The sequence below is a fragment of the Ureibacillus manganicus DSM 26584 genome (assembly GCF_000772945.1).
Lineage (GTDB): Bacteria > Bacillota > Bacilli > Bacillales_A > Planococcaceae > Ureibacillus > Ureibacillus manganicus.
Genome location: NZ_JPVN01000004.1, coordinates 109,179 through 128,753, shown reverse-complemented (window position 1 = coordinate 128,753; position 19,575 = coordinate 109,179). Strand labels below are relative to the sequence as shown.

Sequence of the window (19,575 nt, the reverse complement as noted above, 5' to 3'; positions counted from 1 at the left end):
GGTTAAAAGTGATATAATGTGTAATGTAAAGTTGCATAGATTACTATTTTTAATGACAAATTTAGCAAGATTTCATATTATTACTTCTAAAAGCTTTTTACTATACTATAATAGTAGATTTAATTCTATAAAGAAAAGTGTTATACTGTAATATGGTTTTAGTAGATATACAGAAAAGGTGGTTCAGAGGAGCACCTGCTTTTGTTACACCTAAGTGGAGGCCTACATCTTTTTTGCAAATATAGGGGAGATAAGGAAGGTTATTATGAGTAACAGAATTGAAAAAACAGATGTTGTTTTAATAGGTGCGGGAATTATGAGTGCTACTTTAGGAACACTTCTAAAAGAATTAGCACCAGAGTGGGATATTAAAGTGTATGAATCACTTGATAAACCAGGTGAAGAAAGTTCAAATGAGTGGAACAATGCAGGTACAGGACACTCTGCACTTTGTGAATTAAACTATACACCTGAACAAAAAGATGGCTCAGTTGATATTAAAAAAGCAATTAACATTAACCAACAATTCCAAGTTTCAAGACAGTTCTGGTCTTATCTTGTAAAAAACAACTTAATTACAAATCCAGAAGAATTCATCATGCCACTACCTCATATGAGTTACGTATATGGCGAAAAAGATGTGAATTTCTTAAAGAAACGTTTTGAAGCGCTATCAAAAAGTCCATTATTTGAAGGAATGGAATATACAGAAGATCCAAAAACATTAAAAGAATGGCTTCCACTAATGATGCAAGACCGCAAGTTCAATGAACCAGTTGCAGCAACAAAAATTGATTCAGGTACAGATGTGAACTTCGGTGCATTAACACGTATGTTGATGGGTCATTTAAACAATCAAAATGTTGAGATTAACTATAAACATAGAGTTGAAGGTATTAAACGAACAAGCGATGGTCGTTGGGAAATTAAAGTACATGACCTTGATGGCTGCAAAATGCATTATATCCATACTAAATTTGTCTTTATCGGCGCTGGCGGTGCTAGTTTACATTTATTACAAGATACTGGCATTCCAGAGTCAAAACATATTGGTGGCTTCCCAGTAAGCGGACTATTTATGGTATGTAACAACCCTGAAATTGTAGAGCAACACAATGCTAAAGTGTACGGTAAAGCAAAAGTTGGTGCTCCACCAATGTCAGTACCACACTTAGACACACGATATATCGATGGTAAAAAATCATTATTATTCGGTCCATTTGCAGGATTCTCACCGAAGTTCTTAAAAACAGGTTCTTACATGGATTTATTTGCCTCTATTCGTCCTAATAACTTATTAACATTATTAGCAGCTGGAGCAAAAGAAATGCCATTAACAAAATACTTAATTCAACAAGTATTGTTATCAAAAGAACAACGTATGGAAGAATTACGTGAATTTATCCCGAATGCTAAGAGTGATGATTGGGAAATCGTCGTTGCAGGTCAACGTGTACAAGTTATTAAAGATACTGATGCAGGAAAAGGAACACTTCAATTCGGTACAGAAGTAATCACTGCTGAAGATGGTTCTGTTGCAGCATTACTAGGAGCTTCTCCAGGTGCTTCTACGGCTGTTCAAGTTATGCTTGAAGTGATTAAAAAATGTTTCCCACAAGAACACAAAGGTTGGGAATCAAAAATTAAAGATATGATTCCTTCTTATGGTATTTCTTTAGCAGAACATCCAGATCTATTCAAAAAACTTCATGCTGAAACTGCTGAAGTATTAGGTTTAACTGAAGTTAAAGAAGAAGCTAGAGAATTGCAAGAAGTGAAGTAATCTCCTTCGCAGATAAAAACTAATAATACGCTCCCTATTAGGTATACAAGATGGAAAACAAATTTCATCTTAACTAGTAGGGGGCTTTTTTAATCCGTAAATATGGAAAAAAGCCCTGTTGCATAGGGCTTTTTCCATTTAAAAATTAAATTATTTAAATATCGGTAATTTCTTTAGAACTAAACAAGCGGGTATAGCAATAAGAATACCTATTCCATTTTGAATAAGGTCACCAGGAATTGATAAAAGAGGTTGAATCCAGTTGCCGTAAAGGATTACTTCACCTAAGTAGTAAACACCAAGCATAAATGGAACTGAAGCAATTGTAGCAAGTATATTAAAGCCAATACTGTTTCCATCTCGACCATTCATCCAAGCAATTTTCCCTACAATAAACCCTTGCAAGCCCCTTGCCACAATGGTAATCGGTGCCCAAATCATCCAACCTCCCATTACATCAAACAATCCCATACCAGCTGCTCCTGCGATGGCTCCTTTTTTAGGACCAAAAAGAATGGAAGCAATAAATAGCATCCCAGTGCCAAAGTGAACTAATCCTCCGTGTCCAAAAGGAAGTTTAATGTTAATAAAGACAGTGGAAACAAAAACGAGTGCAATTAAAAAGGCAGTAATAATTACATCAAAAGTTTGTGTTCTAGTATTCGATAAGCTTTGTGTTTTTTGCATACCATGATTCTCCTTGCTAGTTAAATTTATTGATAACAATAGCAAAGGTCTGGTGTTAAGAAAAGCATCACTTTTGCATTTTTAGTTAAGGTCAGTTTGTAGAAAGGCAGTTATTTAGAATTTAATAATAAAATTTAGGAAATACTATTCAAGAGGAGGTATGTTACATGAAAAAATTCTTTCTTTTATTTTTCCTAACATTTTCTACGCTAGCTTTAGTTGGATGTGGAGATGATGACGAATTAAAGGAAGGCGAACATATAGAAGAAATTGAAGAAGAAGACGAAATTGGTGATGGTGAAATTGATGATGAGTAAATATCATTAATAGTTTAACTATTACAGATTATATTATGCACAGAATAATTAAAACGAAAAAATCCTCAAATTTTGGACAAACTAACATTGAAAAGTTCAGAAATCTCATAATGGATTTCTGCTCTTTTCAAAACAAACAATGAGGAGGATGGCAATGTCAAATCAACAGATGAACAATTCTGGAATGAATTATGCAAATTCAAAAATTGGGGGTTCTTGTAAGTTAGAAAGAACTTCTCAAGTTAATCGCAACTTAAAACATAATAACGTTGAGTTTGCTGAAGAATTCAATCCTAATGGACAAATTGGAAGACCTGCTCCATTAGCCAGAAGAGAGTTCGAGCCTAATGAACAACAAACTCCAGTAAGTGAACGTACTGCTTGGAATTAGGTGTGTTTGACAGCTGTTCAATTCATTGAAATGGGGACTAGAGTAGAGCAAATCTCCTCTAGTCCTACATAGTGGTGTTATTACAAGTATATTCAAATGAAAAATTTACTTTGAATAAATAACACCCTTTAGAAAAAAATAAGGTATTCTCACATTAAAATCGAAGCTGTGAGATAAAAATAAAGGAGGTGTGTGTAAATGAACGCAATTTATAGAATTGCTTTAACGTTAGCAATTATAGGCGCAATTAACTGGGGACTTATTGGGTTATTTGACTTTAATCTAGTTGATGCAATTTTTGGTACGGATACGTTTTTATCCAACTTAATTTATTCACTTGTTGGTCTAGCGGGACTTCTATCTTTACCAATTCTTGCAAAACGATTTGCAGAAGAACGAATGGATGGACCTGCTATGTATGCTGAACCAAGACCTCAAATGGAGGCTGGTGAAGAATATGAATTTACAGAAGTAGAAAAAAGAAGAACTGATAAGAATGATCACAATGATACAATAGTTTAAACCAAAGAACCCTCCATGCCGATTACGGTTTGGAGGGTTTTCCATGGAACACCATGAAAGACAAAGAAAAGGTCTTATGATTGACTCTTCAAATGCACACAATACGTAATGAAGAATTAAAATAATATTCTTCATTATCTCATACAAGGAGGATATCTTAATGCCAAATGTAGAAGTACGCTGTTCTGTATCGAATTGTATTTTCCATAAAGACGGGAATTTATGTGGAGCGGAAAAAATCGAAGTAGATATGGATTACCATTCTCAAAATCGTCAGACAGAGTTTGCTTCAGATTTTGACTTCAATCAATTGAAAGAAGAAGCTAGTAGTTCTCGTGATACGTGTTGTAAAACATTTGAACCAAAAGATACTCACGAATGAAGTCGGATAATTATGGCATCTAGATAGAACACTTTGAGATTCTCTTGAGGGACTAAGAATAATTGCCTTAGTCCCTCAAATTTTATACATAAGACAACCAATAAATGTGCATAATTGAAATTCCGATATATATAACACTTATTCCAGCTAATGACATTACAAAAGATCTTTGAAATCGTTCATTACTTTTGTAATAAACAGCAAAAGATAAAATAATGATTAAAATAGAAAATAGAAATTTAAAAATCAGAAACAGTTCTGGACTTATTGTCAATATGTGATTCATAAGTGGATTTAACTCTTCGATGAAGTTATAACTGTAGCCATAATTTGTTGCAAGTCCATCAAATATATTTAACAATGAAACAAGTAGCCCAAGAGCTAAAATGGTAAATTTATTTTTATTTTCCAATATGATCGTCCTTTTTAATGAAATAGAAATCACTATCCATTATTTACCTAATTGCTTATTTATATACCAAAAATAGGTAATAACATTACGGTTTATAAAAAGTATGACGATTCATTAATATGATTTTTTTATGTAAATAATAATGCCCACGAGAAAAAGTCTCGTGGGGGAATGATTAGTGGATTAGGTATTCTTCTTTTAATTCGTCTACATTCACCTCAGAACGTTCTTCTAACGATTTGCGTATATGGACAGTTGCTGTTTTACCATCTTCGTGAAGTTTGTCAATCCAAACGGAAACTCCATTATAGGTAACTTCGTATTCTTTTGACGATGAAACAATTTCCTGAGCACGGTTGAAATCCATGAAAATTGCCTCCTAGTTATTTTTTTTGTGTATTGTTCTTTGCCTTTTTCACTAATTCCTCTAGCTCATCTAACTCTTGAGCAAATTCCTCATGCACTTTGCTGGGTGGAATCTTTAAATTCTTTGGTGTTTGTGGCAAAGAGCTCGTGTTATTACTTTTTCCTTGGCTGTCGTCTCGACCCATAAAAAGTCTCCTTTCAAATGAAATCAATCTTAATATGGCTAAAAACTAAATTTTTTATCACATGTAGGAATAATTCATTGAATAAAATCAGAAGGGTAAATTTAACATCAACGTACCTTAGCATATGTAATGTAAATGATTTATAGGAAAGGATAGACTGAATTTTATAGTGTATAGAAAATGCGAAAAAAAGGCAGACCATCATGTAAGACGTCTGCCCGATAAATTATAATTAAAAGCTTACTCCTGTTTGAACTTGCAGTACCTGGACCTGCGCCTGCCATTCGCCTATTAAAGTACTAGCTTCTGCAAGACCTTGGTTGGCCATTTCAACGTATTCCATACTTTGTTCTTCTAACGCTGAAATCATTACTGCAAAGGCACCTAATTGAACCGTTGCTCCTTCCACATATAGAGCATGTAAGTCTCTAATGACTTGATGATCTGAACTAATCGCAGATAAAGCACGAACAAATTCCGTATAGGATGGAACTACATCATAATATAACGCTTCATACATAATTTGGTCATTTACATAGTTGTTCCCCGATACACTGCCATATACCTGAATAATTCGTCCTTCTTCTGAAGCAAGCATACGAATATCGTTAATGTATGTTTGGAAGGCTATAGCTAACTCATCGTTTTGGTTATTATTGTTGTTGTTGTTGAAATTATTATTATTATTATTGTTATTGTTATTATTATTATTATTGTTATTGTTATTATTATTATTATTATTATTGAAGTTGTTATTGTTCCCATTGTTATTGTTATTGAAATTATTGTTGTTTACATCTTGATTATTATTATTTTGCTGATTGTTGTTGTTCTGTTGATTATTATTTTGTGGTTGTTCTTGATTTATGGGACCATTAGCTTGTTGGGGAGGAAAAAGATTACAGGCAGCCAGAACACTAGTGAACATGAGGACTAAAAGAAAAGTTAAAAGTTTTTTCATATGTCTCCATTCCCCCGATATTTTCTCGGGAATTTTTAGTAGGTACATATGATTATATTATTCAAACATATGTCGAAAAATGACACAATATGACGACAAATACTTAATAAAATAAGCATCTCAAATTGAAGTGTCAAAGTGAGATGCTATGTGATAAATAGCATTTACATATATAGCCCGGCAAGGAAAATACCTAGAGTTTCTTCGTAAATTTCATCGAATTGACTTAATGGTAATGGATTTATGCCTGTTCCTAATTCAACAGTAAAACCTGGCCTGCGCCAGTCTTGAATGAACCAATCTTTGTAACCTGCATAGCTTTCAAGTGTTTGTACAGGCGTATAACCACTAACCCTACTAAATTCATTGACTAACACTTCAGCTTCAGGTGGCTCCAAGTTTTCGTAACCCCAGTAAATAACCTCACCTTGAGTATGGAACGCTAGAACTCTTGCAAAATCACGTTTTCTTGTTAATTCTGCCATAGCAATCGCTTCTGGTTCTGTTAAAGGTGCCTCGCCTCCATAATCTCTTGGGCCAGGAGTTTTTGGATTTCGTTCCCTTTCTGCTTCCCAATTTGCAGGGAATTGGTCATTTAAATCTACACCATTAAAGTTCGCCTTCCAACCAGAGAAATCCAAGCTACCGTTGTTCCATTCAATTACACGACGAGCAAAAGGTTCAGCCTCGGTTGGACCATTAATAACTAAATTTACTCCATCTGGGTTAACCATTGGTACTATTGACAGGGATGTTTGTTGGTAGAGAGGGAATGTGTTTAATCCACGAATTGGGGTTTGATTAGTAAGTGAAAGTAAATAATCGTTTAAAAAAGTCATAGTAACAGGTGTTGTAATCCATTCGTTTGCATGAAATGCTCCATTGTAATGAACACGTTTTGTGCCATTTCCAACTAAGACTTCGGGAATGCTTCGACCAAGTACAGTGTTACCAATAGAAGAAGATTGAATGAAAGGATAGATTGTCGCTAAACTTTGGAGATCGTTTAACATAATGTTATATTCGTAATTTTGCCTGCTATTCACGACTCGCCATGTCACTCTTTGTGGGACTAAGATAATCTGGCCAATCTGTAAACGGTTTGGATTCAGGGTAGGATTTACAAGAAATAAAGAATCGACGGGTATATTACGTCTTCTTCCAATAGACCATAATGTGTCGCCTGATTGGATTTGGTAGTTTGTCGTAATATAACCTGGAATTCGAATTCTTTGCCCAACTGAATAAGCTTGCGGATTCACATCCCAGTTCGAGTCAATTATTAATTGAAGAGGTATTTTAAATAGTTGGCTATAGTACCAAAACGAATCGCCTCTTCTCGCATAAACGTCCACATAATACCTCCCTTAGATGATTCATAATTTTCGGATGGTGAAATTATCATTAAGTAAAGCCCAATTTTGCGGGTATGGATATCCTAAAGCCCAATAACTTATCCCTCGAAGATTATATTCTTTTGCCATATCAAACTTTGCCTGTGCACTTCGAGCATCTTCGAACCATACTTCATGTCCTTGCCCATTTTCATCTGTATATCGGAAGAATGGCGATTGAGCGACTTCATCATATTGTATAGCAGCATTATACTGTGTAGCTCTTCGTACCGCCTCTTGTGGACTAAAGGTTTCAGCAGCGGCCCCTGGGGCGTGAGGAATTTTCCAATCTCGAGCGTATATTTGAAAACCTAAGTATATTTTATTTGCAGGCATGACAGAAAGTGCATATTCAACTACACGTCTCATTTGATTTAATGGAGAAATCGCTTGTGGAGAAGCACGCATCCAGCCCCATTCATAAGTCATCAATATAACAAAATCTGCAATACGTCCATGTGCCTCGTAATCATGCGCCGTATACAACAAACCTTCTTGCCCCCCACTTGTTTTGGGTGCTAATGCTGTTGAAACAAAATAACCTCGTTCATGCAATCGATCTACAGCTAGCTGCAGATATTGATTGTAATTTTCACGGTCTTCAGGTGGTACATATTCAAAATCGATATTTACTCCTTTATAACCTTTTTCATCCATCAATTTAAGGATATTCGTTATGAGTGTCTCTCTAATTTGTGGATTTGATAGGACTGCATGAGCTAAATTTGTCCCAGCACTTGTGGCAGAAAGGTTTGTAATAGCTAACATAGGTACTGCATTGTTGGAAACAGCAGCTTCTAGCATTAAATCATCATCAAACGGCACTAAAGTACCATCTTCTTTAATCATATAAGCAAACGGACTAAAATAAGTTAATAAGTGACCGATTTGATTAACTGAATTCGCAGCATCTTGATCTTTTTGATAAGAATATGCATTCACTTCAATGGTAGGTTTTCGCCTTGGAATAATTAGCTGGCTGCCACTATAAATAAGATTGGCATTGTCAATTCTGTTTGTCTGCATAATTGCCTCAACCGATGTTCCATAAAGTCTTGCAATTTGAGTTAAATTTTGCCCTGGTTGAACAATGTGGAGTAAAGGTGGGATATAAAGCCTACTTCCTGGCATAAGTAAATTTGGGTTTATTGTCTGATTAGCTTGTAAGATTGTATTCACTGGAACACCATATTGCCTTGATAATAACCATAAATTCTCACCTGGTTGTATTGTATGAATACTACCTGGAACTGGGATGACAAGTGATTGCCCTATTAGCAATCGATCCGGATTAGGCAATTCGTTTACTTGTTGAATGGCACCGGTTGAAACATTATAGAGCCTTGCAATCTGCCAAAGCGTCTCGCCCCTTTTTACAACATGGATTAACAAAACATAGCCCCCTTCAAACTATGATGAACATTGTAATATATGTTCTTGATATTAAGAAAATTATGAAGGAAAAAAGGGCCTATGGTTATCCTAAATTTTTCCTATATAAACTCGAACGATAATATATTAAACTTTTACTTAAGTGTAAATATTTGTTTACACTGGAAACGTTCCATTTTTTTGGAATTACCTTTATAATGATACGGGGGATTATTCAATTAACTTCAAACTAGTAAACTATTAATATACATTTACTCAACTACATTAACGAAAACATTTCGTGGAAAAAAAGCACAGTATAACTGAAGTTAATATACCTCAAGTGGATGCTACAGATATTTATAATGATTTTATTGTGAATCTCGATAAAATCATGCCAAGGTGTAATTGTTAAGAGTATGAATGGTAAAAACATTAAGGAGGATTTAAATGAACGAGGATAATCAAAATCCAAACCAAAATGAAAATCCAAATCAAGGGTCGAATTCAAATAATGATGGAAACATAAATTCCAATTATTACGGAAACCAAAACCAAAACCAATTTGGAAATTCAAATCAGTTTGATCACCAAAACCAATACGTGAACCCCAATCAGTACCCAAATCAAAATCAATATGCGAACTCTAATCAGTACCCAAATCAAGACCAAAATGTAAATCCAAATCAAAATCCTGGCCAATATAATGATCAGGACAAATATTGGAATCCAAATCAAAATCAATACCAAGGTCAAACTCCAAATCAATTTGTGAATCAAAATCAATATGGAAATCAACCAAACCAGTTTGGGCAGCAAAACCAATATGGAAATCAACCAAACCAGTTTGGGCAGCAAAATCAATACGGAAATCAACCAAACCAGTTTGGAAACCAACAAAATCAATATGGCAATCCAAACCAATTTGCTAACCAAAACCCAAAACCGAAGAAGCCAAAATCGAAAAAATTAACTGTAACAATTATCAGTGCTATTTTTGCATTATTATTAGTTGGTGGTGGTGTATTTGCATTCTTCAATATGCAAAAAACACCGAAAGATCGACTATTACTTGCTGAATTAAACTCATGGGGCCAACTAAATAAAGCATTTGAAAGTCGTTACCAACCAGAACTAGAATGGGCTAAAAAAGCAGAAACAACACCAACCGAATATACATATCAAGTCGGAGCATCCGTTGATGGAGAGTTCTATAGTTATGAAGATGAAATGGTTGCAGAAATATTAAGTAACTCCTCACTGACACTAGGTGTTCAAATGGATCCTAATAAGCAAGTTTTGAAGGCAGATTTAGGTGCAGATGTAAATGGAGTTAAAATCGATAATCTTTCAGCTTATATTACAACAAAAGAGTTAATGTTTGGCTTCCCATTCACGGACGATATTCTTCAATTGAAAGATGAAGACTTCGGTAACTTTATGAAATCTTTAGATCCTTATTATGAAGGTACAGAAACACTTGGCCTATCTGATTGGATGGGTAAAAACGTATTTTCAAAAGAAAATCAGGATTACTTAGTAAAAGAATATTTATTATTCTTCTATAACTCAATTCCACAAGAGGCATTTAAAGAAGCTTCTGAGGACGTAAATGTATTTGGAAGTAACTTACAAGCAAACAAGATTTCAATGGAACTTAGTGGCGATCAAATTAGAGATGTATTAGTCAAAGTACTTGAAAAGGCTAAAAACGACCCGAAATTTGAAGACATTATTCTTGAAACAGTGAAAAACGCAACAGGTGCAGCTGGTTCTTTTGAAGATGACTTTGATATTAATATTAATGAAGGTTTAGATACTGCAATTGCAGAGCTTAAAAATACAGATATTCCAACAGGCATTAACTATACTGTATGGGTAAATGCAGATACAGTTGTTAAAAGTGAATTAGAAATTGGTGAATTTAAGGTAGAGGGAACTCGTCAATTTACAACTGAAAAAGTACAATGGGATTATACTTTAGAGATGGAAGGCGAAAGCTTATACTTCGCAGGGGATCTATCTTCTAATAATGGTAAATTTAATGATGAAGTTACATTGTTAGATGACTATGGAACAGGATTTACTTATGAAGGTTCGGAAGATTTAAATGGAAGGGACCGTACATTCTATCGTACATTGTATTTCCAAGATGAGTGGGATGAATTTGAACTCTTCTGGGAAGGTAATTCTTCGTATAAAGGCGATTCAATGGAAGGTGAACATAGATTTGGAATCGGATCGTATGAATATGATATTGCAATCACAGTGGATGAGGCAGGATCATTTATTAAAAATGTAGATATTCCATCGAATAATCTTGTCGACATTGGGTCAATGAGTTCAGATGAAATTGAAAGATACATGACAGAAGATTTCCTTACTGCAGCACAAAGCTGGGCTATGAACCTCTACTTTGAGTTAGGACTCTATTAAATGAATGGGTGATTACCCCTTGAGAAAGATTAATAATATACTATTTTTCATTTATCAATATTTAAGACAGCTACAGAAGAAGTGGAAATCACTTCTTCTGCTTTTTGTATTTCCTATTTTCATCATTTCAATTGGTGCATTTATGGTTATATCGTTAATAGATACATCTACTAACTCGAAAATAAATGTCGCACTAGTAGATGATGATCAAACAGAAGAAACGAAAATGATAAGTAGCTTCCTAAAGACTAGCTTTAGTCATGACGGAACGATTGAAATGAACCTGATGGATGAAGAAGAAGCAAAGAAGCAAATCGAAGATAACAGGATTAGCGCATATATCATCTTGCCAAAACATTTTACAGAAAGTATGTACAATGGGGAATCACTTACTATTCCAATCGTTGGAAATCCGCAACAAACAACAAATAGCTTTATTGTAAAAGAGCTAGTCGAAAGTTTTACAAGATACATAGAATCCGCACAAGCAAATATATTAACGGTTTATGATTACGCAAGAAAAACAAACATGTCTGACTCGGAATTTCAATCCTATCGATACGAACTATTTATGGAATTTACACTTTTCACCTTAGGTAAAGATCAATTAGTAAAAGAAAAAACAGTTACAAATCTTGCAACATCTTCACCAATCCATTTCTTTACGTTTTCTGGTTGGTTCCTTGCCTTCACGATATGGCTGTTTGGTTTTTATGAATTATTAAGAAAAGATGAATCGATATCTTTGATTATAAGACTCAAATTATTTGGTGTTACGATCTGGCAAAAAATTTTAGCTCGGATTATTGTTTCATTTGCTAGTAGTGTTGTACTCGCATTGATTGGGTTAATAGCAATAACGAACTATTTTACATTTGAGCTATATATAATTGATTATTTAAGATTGCTACATTACTTAACTCTTTATGGATTCATACTGTTAGTCGGGATATCAATCATCGATGTTTGGATTAAGACTAAGAAGATGGCAATTCTTATCCAAGTAATATTTTTGTTCTCTGTAATTATTACTAGTGGTTCCATTATTCCGTCGATTTATTTGCCAATTTCTTTGCAGGATTATTTACCCTTCATCTTTTCACATGAGACATTTAATTGGATCACTGATATAGCTTTAGAAGGTAGGAACTATGCGGAATATACTTCCTTAACAATCACGACAATTATTGGCTTTATCATATTATGGATATCGACCTTTGTTAAAGAGAGGTGGGTGAGTTGAAGGGCATTTTATATACAAGAATGATAAGGCTTAAGAAAGATTGGAAGAACCTTACCTTTTGGTTAGTTTTCCCTTTCCTATTCACGCTACTAACCGTTAAATTTATAGGTGTTTGGGGAGAAGATTCAAAAATCCCTGTTGGCCTTGTAGTTGGGAAAGAATCAGGGCTTTCAAGTCAATTAATCGACCAACTGAAAGAAGTATCCTACATAGACGTAATACTTTTAAACGAACGAGAGGCAATAAATGAATTAGAAAAGCACGAGTTAGATAGCGTATTTGTTTTGCATGACCGTTATGAAAAAATAATAATGGATGGAAAGAGAAGTCAATTAATTGAGGCATATTCTTCTAATCGATCCTACGCTTATTTTGCTGTGAAGGAACTGATCACTTCCTATGTACAGGATGATGTATCTCGAATGAAGGCTGCATACGAAGTAAAAGACCTTTTTAGAGAATATAGTGCGGATGAAGAATGGAATTGGCAAGAAGTAGTACAGGCAAGTATTGAAAAACAAGAATCACGACAGTTGTTAGGTACAAGTTTTTCTTACCAGAATCAACCGATTCAAACTACTGAAGGTGAAGTATTACCAATTTTCCATACATGGGGAATATGGGCATTTTTCAGTTTAATATCCACCTTTTTTATTTTCGATTGGGTGTTAAAAGAAAAGAGGCAAGAGCTACATATAAGATGGCTATTCACATCCACAAGCTTTAAAAGATTTGCTTTTACTAGTTTCGTATTTTATACAGTAGGAAAAATGATTATAGATGGGGGATCATTGCTTTTATTAAGTAATTTATTAAATGAACCAATTTCTTTGCCATTTTGGAAATCGTTCTTATTGTTTGAGTTAGTTATAAACTTGCTGGCATTTTTATTTGTGAATCTATTTAAACAATCATTAATGTATTATGTAGGTTCCTTTGGCTTGGCATTAGTCTTTATGATTCTAAGTGGAGCAATCATCCCAATTGATGGGCTAAAGAATTATTGGAGTTGGGTAGAATACCTTAGTCCAATAACGAGCTTATTAACCGAACAAATTCCATATGTATGGTTAGTCGTCCTTTTAGGTTGGTTCTTTATTTGGTATATGAAGGGAGACAAGTTACATGCTTAAGGTAGTAGATTTAGAGAAAAGCTATGGGAAGAAGAAGATATTAAACCAAGTCTCCTTTTTGCTAAATAGAGGGGAAGTTGTTGGGCTCGTTGGAGAAAATGGTGCCGGAAAGTCAACGATGTTAAATATTCTAGCTACAATAACAAAAGCCACTAAAGGTACAGTGCAATTGGGCGATTATATCTATGGAAGAAAAGTAGAAGATATTCGTAAAATCGTAGGTTATGTTCCGCAAGAACTCTCCCTGTGGGAAGAATTCACTGTTGAACAAAATATGTTATTTTTTTCGAAACTATCTTGGAAAAAGCGAACAAAAGAGGAATGCCGACAGCTTTGTCTTAATATGCAGCTAGAGCAGTGGAAAGAGCCAGTTAAATCATTGTCGGGTGGTATGAAACGCAAGTTAAACATAGCCATCAGTTTGCTACACGACCCTATGTTAATCCTACTTGATGAACCAACAGTCGGTATTGATATGAAGTCAAAAAATGAAATCGGCAAGTACCTAGTCAAGCTAGCGAAAGAGCAAGGTAAAATCATTTTATATACATCCCATGATATGAATGAAATTACTACGTTTTGTGACCGAGTGTATGCCATTGGACAGGATCCGTTTTATACAAATCTACTAACGAACAATGGAGTTCAGGTAGATAGATTATAGGACAAATAGAGAGCAGGTTAATTATGAAAGCTTCAATGAAAATAAGTGTGTTAATAATGGTTCAACAAAGCGAAAAGGTAGAATCCAATGACTAGGGTTCTACCTTTTATTTTTGGTCTATTTTCTCATTATAAAGCTCAAATGTCTTCCGCTTTTCTTATCCTGTCTGTAAGAAAACCCTACTTCAGTTAAAAAAGTACATGTAGCATCTATTGTGATATTTTCGCTTGGAATCCCTGCAAGTTCCAATTGTTTCTTCACTGTTTTTTGATTATCTATATGGTATTTATGTGACTCATTGTTGTAATACATGAAATCATCTGCATAACCTAAATCTTTAAAACGAAGATAGACATCTTCATCTACTTCGAATTTTTCTTGACTTAATGCTGGCCCTAAGATAACTTGGAATCCTTTAGCATCACATCCTTCATCATTCACTAGTTGATTGAAGACTTTTCGTGTGATTTCCTTTACGGTTCCTTGCCAACCAGAATGGATTACACCAACGAGCCCTTTTTCTTCATGATGAAAAATTACAGGCACGCAGTCTGCAGTAAAAGAGCATAACAAAATGTTTGGTTCATAAGTATAAAGTGCATCTGTATCAGGAATAGCAGTGGTTTGTTTTGTAGCACCACGGCCTTTATCTTTTAATGTTACTTTATGGACATTTGCACTATGTGTTTGGTTTGCACAAACAAAATCTTCAATGTTGCACTGAAGCAGATTTGCAAGTTCCAAACGATTATGGAGAATATCTTCTTCATTCTCACAAACATGAAGGGCCATATTATTAAATTCTAACTCTGATGGATTTTTTAACGTAATCCCAGCGAGAAGCTTCTCATTATTAAAATACATTTTTGTATTCATGGTCATCACCTAACTTTACTATATACAACAACGAGACAGATGTCCCTATATTAGTAGTAATGTTTATTTAACACAGATTGAATTTGTTGATTAAGTGCGTTTACATCAACACTTTCAATTTGATCGTCTTTGAGTTGATATTTTTCCTTAAGTTGAATAATTCTTACAACACTGTCGTTAATGCGTTCTTCTGAGATTTCACCATTTTCAACAGCTTTTTGAATGGCCCTAAATGCAGAAGTTACTTTGTTATAGTCATGAGCAACCATAATAATGTCACTACCAGCTTTAACTGACTGAACAGAGGCTGCACCAATATCATAATGATCTGTAATAGCCTCCATTGTCATATCATCTGTTATAACAACGCCGTCATATTGAAGTTGGTTACGTAATAGGTCTGAAATGATTGCCTTTGACATTGAGGAAGGATTCTCCGCGTCTACTTGAGGTAATAGAATATGGGCAATCATAACAACATCAGCCCCTTCTTGAATCGCTTGTCGGAAAGGTACTAGTTCCAACTCCTCTAACTCCTCTATGGTTTTGTTTACTCGGGGTAACTCAAGATGAGAGTCTGTTGCAGTATCCCCATGACCAGGGAAGTGTTTAATGACTGCTATTACATCTTCAGATTGAATCCCTTTCATCGTTTCAATACCAAGCTTACTTACAATGTTAGCCGTATTTCCAAAAGAACGATCTCCAATAACCGGATTATTTGGGTTGCTGTTAATGTCTAAAACAGGTGCAAAGTTCATATTAAAACCAAATGATTTAACTTCTTTACCTAGAAGGCTGCCAATAGCATAAGAAAATTCAGAACTTCCTACATTCCCAATTTGTAAACTAGGTGGTATTGGGGTTAGAGCGCCAGGCAGTTTTGCTACACGCCCTCCTTCTTGGTCAACACCTAAGAATATAGGTAATGGTTTAGCAGCATTTTCTGACTTGATTTTATTGACATATTGATTCGTCTGATCAACTGATAGAAAATTTTTTTTGTTGAAGATTATTCCTCCAACATGATATTGATGGATTAGATTTTCGGCATTTTGATCATAATTTGCACCATCAACCCCAGCAAATATCATCTGACCGATCTTTTCTTCCAGTGACATGTTTTGAAGTAATGTTAATACTTCTTCACTGATTGGTGGTTCGGTGTAAACAGAAATATGATGAACGACTGGATCTGGTTGCTGTTCCGTAGGATTAGGAAGAATCCATTTTAATTGATAGTTTGAATTTATATTATAAGCTAGAATAATTTGATCGACATTTTCGTCTTTGTAATACCTTGTTTCATCAGGTTCACCTTGTACATTTCTAATATCAGATAGGTGAATCTGTTGCAAGGTTTCGTTATATGAGCGTAAATCAAAGGCAAGTGACTTTTGATAGCCAACTGTTACGTCATTCTTATAGGTTGTGTAATCCCCAAGAACGGTTTGATCCGTTATTATAGGTTCACCAAATGAATCATTGATCTCTTTCATTTGTGATTTACCTGCTTGAAAAGGGCCATCAATAATTTTGCCTTCAGTTGCTAGGGTTACGATACGAGAAACAAAGCTTTCAGCTGTGGCAATATCTTCGTGATTCGTTTCCACAGGTTTAGATTGTTGCTCATCGCCTTCGTTAATATCATTTGTTGCGTATAATTGTAAAAATATATATATACCTGCACTGATGATTACAAGAATAATTAGCAGATACATTAGTTTTTTCAAAATAACCAAGCCTCCAATGTCTTACGTATTTGTTTAGACGGGATGGGCTAGACAATAGTTACAATAAGGATTACTTAGTCCCTACCAAACCTTTAAATAATTCAACGGCAATTTCTATATTTTCGTCACGGAAGTCATATTCGAATGTATGGATTGGAGCATAATTTTCTCCATTACCAACATAGCAAAATGCGCCTTTGGTTTTCTTTAAATAATAACCGTAGTCTTCGGATGCACGGTAAGCCCTTGGTAATTCATAAACAGGTAGACCAATGTCCTGACACACTTGGCGAATTTTATCTGAGCTTTCTTTATGATTTGCCGTTTCAGGGAAAATATCATTATATTTAAAGCTAACTTCTATTCCTTGTTCCTCACATAATTTTTTAGTGAGTACTTCAATGCTTTGTTGAAGTCGATCTAATTCCACTTCTTTTTCAGCGCGGATCGTCATTCTTAGAGCACCTGTATGTGCTTGAATACCGTAATTTTCAGAACCAACATCGATTTGAATGATCGTGCATAGCACTAAACCTTCGTTATTTTCAGTTGATGTAAACTGAGGAATCGCATCGATAATTTTGGCAATTGCAAAGGAAGGGTTTTTTCCATTCTCAGGTTCACTTGCGTGGGATGGTGAGCCAATCATTTCGATGGACATTCCGCGAGAAGCACAATGAGCAGTCCCATCAATTACACCAACCATTCCTTCAGGAAACCCAGACATATTATGATAGCCAAAAATTTCATCGATTTTCTCAGCATCAATCAATTCTTGTGCTTCAATAGCTCCTTGACCAGTCTCCTCAGCGTGTTGGAATAAGAAGAAGACATTATGATCTGCACCTTTTTGGTCAACTTCCAAAGCGAATCCAGCTAACGATGCGGAATGCCCATCATGTCCACATTTATGTGATACACCTGGGATTTGTGAACCGTATGGTAATTCAATTGTTTCTGGTATAGGAAGAGCATCAAAGTCTGCACGAAATGCTACATTTCTTTTTCCTTCGCCTGCACGGTAGACTGCGTAAAAGTACTTTCCTTGATCGACAATTTCTAAACGAGTTGTATGTTCTTTTAAGAAATTCATCAGATGCTGTTTTGTCCAAACTTCTTGGTAGGATAGTTCAGGATGTGCGTGTAGTTCATGACGTAATTGAATGGCTAGCTCTAAATTTTTCTTTTCCATAAAAATTGCTCCTTATTTCTATTTTGATTTCTGAATCTTTCTGCAATTAGTATTGTAACATTCCGGACATAAGGAAAGAGACTATTTTATAATAAAAAATCCCCCATCGGTTTTATTAACCAATGAGAGATTTACAAAAATTATTCATTCATAGTACTATGGCGCTTACCGTACACAAAATACAATACAAGACCAATTAAAAACCATATTCCACACGCAATCCATGTGCTAATAGCCAATTGCAAAATTAAGAAAACACATGCTCCAAACGATAGGATTGGAATGACAGGGAATAGTGGCACCTTAAAGCCACTAGTAGGCATATTTTTATTTTTTCTTAAGAAAATTACACCAATAGATACGATGATAAATGCAATCAATGTTCCCATATTAACAAGTTCTGCTAAAGTACCTAATGGAATAAAACCTGCACAAAAAGCAATAAGTATTGCAAAAATCCAAGTGTTCTTAACTGGTGTCTTATGCTTTTGATCTAATTGAGTCATGATTTTAGGTAATAGTCCATCGCGACCTAGAGCATATAAAAGTCTTGTCCCCCCGAAAATCATAACGAGAATTACTGTCATCATCCCAGTGACTGCTCCAATAGAAATTATACCGGAAATCCAGTTTTGGTTGACCAACTGTAAAGCATAGCTAACTGAATCCGTCACATTTAACTGTGTATAGGAAACAATACCTGTTAATACAAGAGAGACTGCTACATAAAGAAGTGTACAAATAAATAATGAACCAATAATACCAATGGGCATATTGCGTTGTGGATTTTTTACTTCTTCAGCAGCAGATGATACAGCATCAAAGCCTAGGAAAGCAAAGAATACTAAGGCTGCTCCACTTAAAACACCTTCAATTCCAAAGGGCATGAAAGGTTGCCAATTCTCAGGTTTAACATAAAACATACCTACTAAAACAAACAGCAGGATGACACCAACTTTTACGAAAACCATAATTTTATTAATTTTTGTAGATTCCTGGATACCACGCGTTAGTAAAAACGCAATGGCTAGTACGATAATAACTGCTGGTAGATTGATAAATGTCCCATTTTCAGGATCAAACGGACCTGTAAACATTTCAGGAATAAATATATTTAAGCCTTCTAATAAGTTTACAAAATAAGCAGACCATCCTGTTGCAACAGAAGCAGAGGCAAGTCCATATTCAAGGACCAATGCCCAGCCAACTAACCAAGCAATGATTTCTCCAAATATGATATAACCATAAGTGTAGGCGCTACCAGTTACTGGAATGGTTGAAGAAAATTCTGAATAACACATAGCTGCAAGCGCACAAACAATGGCAGCGATGATAAATGAGATGACAATGGCAGGACCCGAATGAGTCGCAGCAACAGTCCCAGGAAGTATGAAAATTCCTGTTCCGACAATTGCACCGACACCAAGCATCACTAAATCAAACCCACTTAATGTTTGAGGCAATCTTTCTGTATTGCCATTTAATAATTGAGAAACATCCTTTTTCCTAAATAAATTACTCAAATTA

The 19,575-nt window shown here is 35.0% G+C and carries 20 protein-coding genes; 9 read left to right on the top strand and 11 right to left on the bottom strand.

Going from position 1 to position 19,575, the window contains the following annotated elements; translation table 11 throughout:
* The first annotated feature begins 265 nt into the window (after positions 1–265).
* The gene (locus CD29_RS04415) at positions 266–1,783 is read left to right on the top strand and encodes a malate:quinone oxidoreductase (protein WP_036183341.1); all 1,518 of its coding nucleotides are present in this window, start codon (positions 266–268) and stop codon (positions 1,781–1,783) included.
* A 150-nt stretch (positions 1,784–1,933) separates the two neighbouring features.
* Here CD29_RS04415 and CD29_RS04410 read toward each other — a convergent pair whose 3' ends face one another.
* Positions 1,934–2,470, bottom strand: coding sequence for an ECF transporter S component (locus CD29_RS04410; protein ID WP_036183338.1), 537 nt, complete (start codon positions 2,468–2,470; stop codon positions 1,934–1,936).
* A 167-nt stretch (positions 2,471–2,637) separates the two neighbouring features.
* On the opposite strand from CD29_RS04410, the gene CD29_RS20435 reads away from it, so the two are divergent.
* The 4 genes from CD29_RS20435 to CD29_RS04395 all read left to right on the top strand — a co-directional run bounded on the left by CD29_RS20435 (position 2,638) and on the right by CD29_RS04395 (position 4,082).
* Positions 2,638–2,787 carry a hypothetical protein gene (locus CD29_RS20435; RefSeq protein ID WP_169716153.1) on the top strand — a complete coding sequence of 50 codons (150 nt, stop codon included), beginning with the start codon at positions 2,638–2,640 and terminating at the stop codon, positions 2,785–2,787.
* A 154-nt stretch (positions 2,788–2,941) separates the two neighbouring features.
* Positions 2,942–3,178, top strand: a complete 237-nt coding sequence (locus tag CD29_RS04405; protein ID WP_036183336.1) for a hypothetical protein — start codon at positions 2,942–2,944, stop codon at positions 3,176–3,178.
* Positions 3,179–3,376: 198 nt separating this feature from the next.
* Positions 3,377–3,700 (top strand): DUF378 domain-containing protein, encoded by a 324-nt coding sequence (locus tag CD29_RS04400; RefSeq protein WP_036183335.1) that lies wholly within the window; start codon positions 3,377–3,379, stop codon positions 3,698–3,700.
* Positions 3,701–3,860: 160 nt separating this feature from the next.
* Positions 3,861–4,082 carry a DUF1540 domain-containing protein gene (locus tag CD29_RS04395; RefSeq protein WP_036183331.1) on the top strand — a complete coding sequence of 74 codons (222 nt, stop codon included), beginning with the start codon at positions 3,861–3,863 and terminating at the stop codon, positions 4,080–4,082.
* 82 nt (positions 4,083–4,164) lie between these two features.
* On the opposite strand, the gene CD29_RS04390 is transcribed toward CD29_RS04395, so the two are convergent.
* The 6 genes from CD29_RS04390 to CD29_RS04370 all read right to left on the bottom strand — a co-directional run bounded on the left by CD29_RS04390 (position 4,165) and on the right by CD29_RS04370 (position 8,792).
* On the bottom strand, positions 4,165–4,494 hold the full coding sequence (locus CD29_RS04390; RefSeq protein WP_036183327.1) for a DUF5658 family protein: 330 nt from the start codon (positions 4,492–4,494) through the stop codon (positions 4,165–4,167).
* A gap of 175 nt (positions 4,495–4,669) precedes the next feature.
* Positions 4,670–4,861, bottom strand: a complete 192-nt coding sequence (locus tag CD29_RS04385; protein ID WP_036183324.1) for an H-type small acid-soluble spore protein — start codon at positions 4,859–4,861, stop codon at positions 4,670–4,672.
* A gap of 16 nt (positions 4,862–4,877) precedes the next feature.
* The gene (locus tag CD29_RS20430; RefSeq protein WP_169716152.1) at positions 4,878–5,045 is read right to left on the bottom strand and encodes a YfhD family protein; all 168 of its coding nucleotides are present in this window, start codon (positions 5,043–5,045) and stop codon (positions 4,878–4,880) included.
* Positions 5,046–5,277: 232 nt separating this feature from the next.
* The gene (locus CD29_RS20165) at positions 5,278–5,973 is read right to left on the bottom strand and encodes a hypothetical protein (protein ID WP_197061735.1); all 696 of its coding nucleotides are present in this window, start codon (positions 5,971–5,973) and stop codon (positions 5,278–5,280) included.
* Positions 5,974–6,170: 197 nt separating this feature from the next.
* Positions 6,171–7,361, bottom strand: coding sequence for a M14 family metallopeptidase (locus tag CD29_RS04375; RefSeq protein ID WP_036183321.1), 1,191 nt, complete (start codon positions 7,359–7,361; stop codon positions 6,171–6,173).
* 21 nt (positions 7,362–7,382) lie between these two features.
* Positions 7,383–8,792, bottom strand: a complete 1,410-nt coding sequence (locus CD29_RS04370; protein WP_036183318.1) for a LysM peptidoglycan-binding domain-containing protein — start codon at positions 8,790–8,792, stop codon at positions 7,383–7,385.
* 429 nt (positions 8,793–9,221) lie between these two features.
* On the opposite strand from CD29_RS04370, the gene CD29_RS04365 reads away from it, so the two are divergent.
* The 4 genes from CD29_RS04365 to CD29_RS04350 are packed head-to-tail and all read left to right on the top strand — an operon-like array spanning position 9,222 to position 14,247.
* Positions 9,222–11,207 (top strand): proline-rich domain-containing protein, encoded by a 1,986-nt coding sequence (locus tag CD29_RS04365; protein WP_036183316.1) that lies wholly within the window; start codon positions 9,222–9,224, stop codon positions 11,205–11,207.
* A gap of 19 nt (positions 11,208–11,226) precedes the next feature.
* Positions 11,227–12,450: an ABC transporter permease gene (locus tag CD29_RS04360; protein WP_036183314.1), complete on the top strand. Its 1,224-nt coding sequence runs from the start codon at positions 11,227–11,229 to the stop codon at positions 12,448–12,450.
* 20 nt (positions 12,451–12,470) lie between these two features.
* Positions 12,471–13,583, top strand: a complete 1,113-nt coding sequence (locus CD29_RS04355; RefSeq protein ID WP_169716151.1) for an ABC transporter permease — start codon at positions 12,471–12,473, stop codon at positions 13,581–13,583.
* Positions 13,576–14,247, top strand: a complete 672-nt coding sequence (locus CD29_RS04350; RefSeq protein WP_036183311.1) for an ABC transporter ATP-binding protein — start codon at positions 13,576–13,578, stop codon at positions 14,245–14,247. The genes CD29_RS04355 and CD29_RS04350 overlap by 8 nt, the downstream gene beginning before the upstream one ends.
* 117 nt (positions 14,248–14,364) lie before the next feature.
* Here CD29_RS04350 and pgeF read toward each other — a convergent pair whose 3' ends face one another.
* The 4 genes from pgeF to CD29_RS04330 form a co-directional block, all read right to left on the bottom strand.
* On the bottom strand, positions 14,365–15,123 hold the full coding sequence (gene pgeF / locus CD29_RS04345) for a peptidoglycan editing factor PgeF (RefSeq protein ID WP_036183309.1): 759 nt from the start codon (positions 15,121–15,123) through the stop codon (positions 14,365–14,367).
* A gap of 50 nt (positions 15,124–15,173) precedes the next feature.
* Positions 15,174–16,856 (bottom strand): beta-N-acetylhexosaminidase, encoded by a 1,683-nt coding sequence (nagZ, locus tag CD29_RS04340; protein ID WP_235801774.1) that lies wholly within the window; start codon positions 16,854–16,856, stop codon positions 15,174–15,176.
* 70 nt (positions 16,857–16,926) lie between these two features.
* The gene (locus CD29_RS04335) at positions 16,927–18,048 is read right to left on the bottom strand and encodes a M20 metallopeptidase family protein (protein WP_036183307.1); all 1,122 of its coding nucleotides are present in this window, start codon (positions 18,046–18,048) and stop codon (positions 16,927–16,929) included.
* 140 nt (positions 18,049–18,188) lie between these two features.
* Positions 18,189–19,571 carry an amino acid permease gene (locus tag CD29_RS04330; RefSeq protein WP_036183305.1) on the bottom strand — a complete coding sequence of 461 codons (1,383 nt, stop codon included), beginning with the start codon at positions 19,569–19,571 and terminating at the stop codon, positions 18,189–18,191.
* Positions 19,572–19,575 lie beyond the last annotated feature (4 nt).